Origin of the sequence: Levilactobacillus huananensis (assembly GCF_003946145.1) — a bacterium.
GTDB classification, from domain to species: Bacteria; Bacillota; Bacilli; order Lactobacillales; family Lactobacillaceae; genus Levilactobacillus; species Levilactobacillus huananensis.
Genome location: NZ_RHOC01000029.1, coordinates 1 through 4,220, shown reverse-complemented (window position 1 = coordinate 4,220; position 4,220 = coordinate 1). Strand labels below are relative to the sequence as shown.

General features: G+C 46.2%; 4 protein-coding genes and 1 rRNA gene. 1 reads left to right on the top strand and 4 read right to left on the bottom strand.

Features of this window, described 5'->3' with window-relative positions:
• Window positions 1–680 precede the first annotated feature (680 nt).
• Window positions 681–1,451, bottom strand: a complete 771-nt coding sequence (locus EKM71_RS10955; protein WP_164504798.1) for an ABC transporter permease — start codon at window positions 1,449–1,451, stop codon at window positions 681–683.
• A gap of 4 nt (window positions 1,452–1,455) precedes the next feature.
• On the bottom strand, window positions 1,456–2,358 hold the full coding sequence (locus tag EKM71_RS10950; RefSeq protein ID WP_125574598.1) for an ABC transporter ATP-binding protein: 903 nt from the start codon (window positions 2,356–2,358) through the stop codon (window positions 1,456–1,458).
• Window positions 2,359–2,489: 131 nt separating this feature from the next.
• Between EKM71_RS10950 and EKM71_RS10945 the strand changes: the two genes are divergently transcribed.
• Complete coding sequence (locus EKM71_RS10945; protein WP_125574597.1) at window positions 2,490–3,074, top strand: helix-turn-helix transcriptional regulator; 585 nt, start codon at window positions 2,490–2,492, stop codon at window positions 3,072–3,074.
• A gap of 206 nt (window positions 3,075–3,280) precedes the next feature.
• Here EKM71_RS10945 and EKM71_RS11320 read toward each other — a convergent pair whose 3' ends face one another.
• Both EKM71_RS11320 and rrf read right to left on the bottom strand, forming a co-directional pair.
• On the bottom strand, window positions 3,281–3,607 hold the full coding sequence (locus tag EKM71_RS11320; protein ID WP_125574596.1) for a GNAT family N-acetyltransferase: 327 nt from the start codon (window positions 3,605–3,607) through the stop codon (window positions 3,281–3,283).
• 528 nt (window positions 3,608–4,135) lie between these two features.
• Window positions 4,136–4,220, bottom strand: a 5S ribosomal RNA gene (rrf, locus tag EKM71_RS11355); the annotation flags it as partial.

Genomic DNA, 4,220 nt, shown 5'->3' with positions numbered 1-4,220 from the left:
TCGATTGTTGTTACTTTTGTTATAAAAGCGAATTGACTTCGCAAATATTGTTTGGGTTTGATACCAAGTATCAAACCGCCCTACACATATTTGGTTTGTCGAAACAATGTTCAGTTTTCAAAGGTCTACCAGTTGTCTGCTCTCGCAGACAACTTAATAATCATATCATTTTAACAATATGATGTCAACAAGAAATTTCAAAACACATTTCTCAATTGATTGCCGCCTTAATGAAGCAGCTCAATAAATATACCATTTAGCTAACCTGCTTGTCAACAAGCAATTTAACTTTTTAAAGTAATGAACTGCTGTCGTAAAAGACAACTTAGATAATATACCATGCACATCATCTAAGTGTCAACAAAAATCTAAAATACGTGTCAACACCATTCGCTATTCGCGGTAATATCCATTAGGTGCTCCCCCTACACCGATGGACCAAATTCATTCCCACTAACTGAGTTGCCACCGAGGCGCCTCCTTTTCAGTCTAAACATTTTCATTTGTTTCCGGCTAACCGTCCTTCACAATAACGCTTTCTTGCGCAACATGCGTAACCATTCCCCCACTAAGCGTATATTTCCTATTTATACCTAATTGCGTCTTCTTTCTTAACGACCACAATTACCGGTCTCCCTCCTTATATCGTCACCCATAACTCCATCACAAATCCAGCTAGCTTAGAGACGCCGTTTGGAAAAAATCACAGCACCGACACCAATGAAGATCAGTGCCCAGACCATATTCCCAATGCCTAACTGTTGAATGGTCAAATGGGTCATCGCGCGATAATCTGGATTACCGTACTCCTCTTGCAAGTAAAACATGTTAAACGGATTCCACTTCAGCAACGGCATGAGCGTCTTGAATGAACGCAGTAAGAGACTTGATACCCCTTCCCCCATAAAGCAAGCACCAATACCGACAGCAATCGCCGCAGCGCCATGACGGCTACAGCTTGCCAGTAGGAAGACAAAGCTCACAATGAGTACACCACCATACAGGTCCAACAGGGCATTAATCCCCAGATTGTACCCCAAACTTTGATGATAATGGTAAATGGTTTGCCAATGAATCCGCGAATTGCCACTTAATTTCAGAATCAGTGTTCCCCCAACAACCAGAACGTGTAGCAAGCTACTATAACCCAGGACCAACAAAAATTTTGCAACGTAGATCATCCAACGATGCGGCACCTGCATTGCTAATTGTTTAATGGTTCCATACTCGAATTCCATTGCCACACTAGTTGCGCTAATAACAATTAGAAATAAGATTGTCCATTGAAAACCGACATATCCTGAGGCCATATAAAATTCTTGATCACTGATAGTCGCTCGTTGAGCTGTCAGCGCCACACCACTCATCAGCAGAGCAATTAAGAGTGGCGCTAACCATGCTAACCGTTGATGTTTAAACTTAAAAATTTCTCGCCAGAGTGTCTTGCACATATCTCTACTCCCCCTCATTTGCTAACATTCTTAATAGGGCTGTTTCCAAGTCTTCTCGTTGCTGGCTCACTTTCAAAATCTGAATTCCCGCGTCCAGTACGATCTTCAGTAACGGCGTTACCGCTGCCGATGCCGGCACAATTAATTGATCTTCTCGCTGGGTCACTGAATATCCCGCAGATCGAAGCAGGCGTCTAGCTCGCTCATTGGCTGTCGTGGAAATCACCAAGAACGCCTGTGCTGACTGGTGAAGTTGTGCAATCGTTTGTTGGAGCAACACCTGTCCCTGATCAATCAAGATCACTTGGTCAATGATTTTCTCCAATTCACCTAAAATGTGACTGGAAACTAGGAATGTCGTTCCTTCGTGTGCCAATTGAAGCAACAAGTCGCGCAACTGTTTGACGGATTGGGGATCCAGACCATTCATGGGCTCATCCAAAATAACTAACCGGGGTTGCGTGACTAAAGCCAAGGCAATGCCCAATTTTTGTTTCATGCCTAGCGAATAACGGGTAGCCGGTCGGTAAATATAGGCTGTCATCTGAAGTGCCTTTACCACCCAGTCCATTTGTGCAGTTGACGCCGCCGTCAATTGCAGATGTTGCCAGCCGCTTAGGAACGGATAGATTGCGGGTCGCTCAATGAGAGCCCCTACTTGACGTGTCACCACTGTATGCATACTGACTGAAACCGGCTGTCCAAGGATCTGAACGGTGCCGGTGTCCGTTGGCATGAACCCCAGTAAGCTTTTCATGATGGTCGTTTTTCCCGCACCATTAGGACCGACTAACCCCACAATCTTGCCAGCCGAAAATTCAAAACTAACATTACGTAAGACTACCCGCCGGCCAAACGTTTTTCGCACCCCGGCGACCTGAACCATTTTTTCCTGCACATGTTGCATTAGACATCGTCTCCTCTACTCCCTTTTAACATACCCGTTCAAACCGCGAGATGATACGGATGCTAGCGAGAATAGCTTGCTATTTTCGGACGATTCTTTATGCTAGAGTTAATAGAAAGTGAGGACTCACTATGGCATCAACAGAACTAGGTACGCGTTTAAAATATTTCCGCCAAATGCACCAGCTGACGCAAACCGAGCTGGCGGATAAATTGCACGTTTCGCGGCAAACTGTTTCCAGCTGGGAAACTGGCCGGAACCAACCAGACATTGCTACCATCACCCAACTAGCTACCTTGTATAGTCGCTCAGTGGATGACCTCCTATTGGATACAGCAACCACAGCCAACGGCCCGACCAAGCAGTTTGCCCGACCAAGTCTCACCTTACCCACGGTTCTGTTCGGCATCCTGATAGTGGAACGCGTCACCCAATTTTCGACCTTTCCAGCATTCTATTGGATTGATTTCCTTATTCTCTTGCTAATCATTCTCATAGGTAATCTGCTCATTGCTCGCCGGCATCTCAGCGTTTGGACTAGTCGGGTACACTGGATTGGGTTGACTGGATTTGCCCTGCTCAGTTTCATCAGTGGGAGTCTAAATGTCTTTGACATGGGTTTCGGCCTGATGACCACCTGCCAGTTCAGTGGTCTAGTCGTCGCGATTGTCCTTGTCAGAAAATACTGGCAGTTCCGGTCAGTTAAAGTTCGATAGCACTTGGACCCGCAGTCCAGCTAGGTTAAATTAACCGTCACGCAAAAAAGGTAACGACCGCCCCCACCAGGGAGTGCCGTTACCTTTTTAGTTAGCCATTCCGTTGCTGCCGTTTGGTTGACAGCTTATTTAACTCCGTGTCATAACGACAACTTAAGCGATGTACCACTCAAATTGCTGCGCGGAACCCAAGCGTCTCACACGACTTATTTTATTTCTCTAATTAGCTTGAACGCGTTCATTGTATTTCCGACCATTCGCGAAAGCCAAAGCACAACTGTATTAGCTGACTGTGCTGGATCTGCTTTTCGCAAAACCCCAATTGCTGAGAAAGGCGGTACGCTGCGTGATTGTCGGTGACAAAACTTCAGTAGTGCGGTGCCAATCCCCTGTCTGCGCTGAGATTGATTCACTGCCACAAAATCAACATAGGTGGCTCCTTGAGGTACGGGTTGGTCCAACAACCCCAGAAATAATAACCGCCTGAGACGATCGCGCCAAGGCAGAGTCTGCCTCAAGCGGTCTGTTGACACGTGACGGTGGTCTCACCGAATTTTTTAAAATAGATCACGGGATTAAGCTGTTGTAAATGTCCGTGTTCTCCCAACGCTGGTGCATTGTGCACTTCCAGTTGTGTCGCTTTTTCCAGACCGATCGACCGCAGCTAACGAGCGGGTTGTTTATGGAACAACACCGTATTTAACGGTTTCGTCCGTTGAAGACCAAGGATTTCTGTGATAGTCTGCTGTGTCTCTTGAAGACGCTGCACTTGTTGCCTGACTTGTTGTTGAAACTCGTGCAACTCGGACGTTACATTGGACTGGTTCAATAGACTATGGATCATCATTGGTAGCGAATAACCTAATTGACGTAAGAAACGAATATAGTAAAGTTAGTAAAGCTGCTAGTCGCGGTTGATTTAAACATGACTTGTTTCCAACAATCAGCGGTTCGTTTTTGACGCCGTGTGGTCGCCAGACTGGTTTGCGCGGCGGTCATGCGCCACTACTGGTTTTATTTTTGGACACAAAAAAAAGAACCCTTACAGGGTTCTTTCGTTCGCGTGGCAACGTCCTATCCTCGCAGGGGGCGATCCCCCAACTACTATCAGCGTGCTGAAGCTTAACTTCCGTGTTCGGCATGGGA

Coding starts and splice junctions, on each gene's coding strand:
- EKM71_RS10955 (WP_164504798.1), bottom strand. CDS start 1,451: ATGTGCAAGACACTCTGGCGAGAAATTTTTAAGTTTAAACATCAACGG.
- EKM71_RS10950 (WP_125574598.1), bottom strand. CDS start 2,358: ATGCAACATGTGCAGGAAAAAATGGTTCAGGTCGCCGGGGTGCGAAAA.
- EKM71_RS10945 (WP_125574597.1), top strand. CDS start 2,490: ATGGCATCAACAGAACTAGGTACGCGTTTAAAATATTTCCGCCAAATG.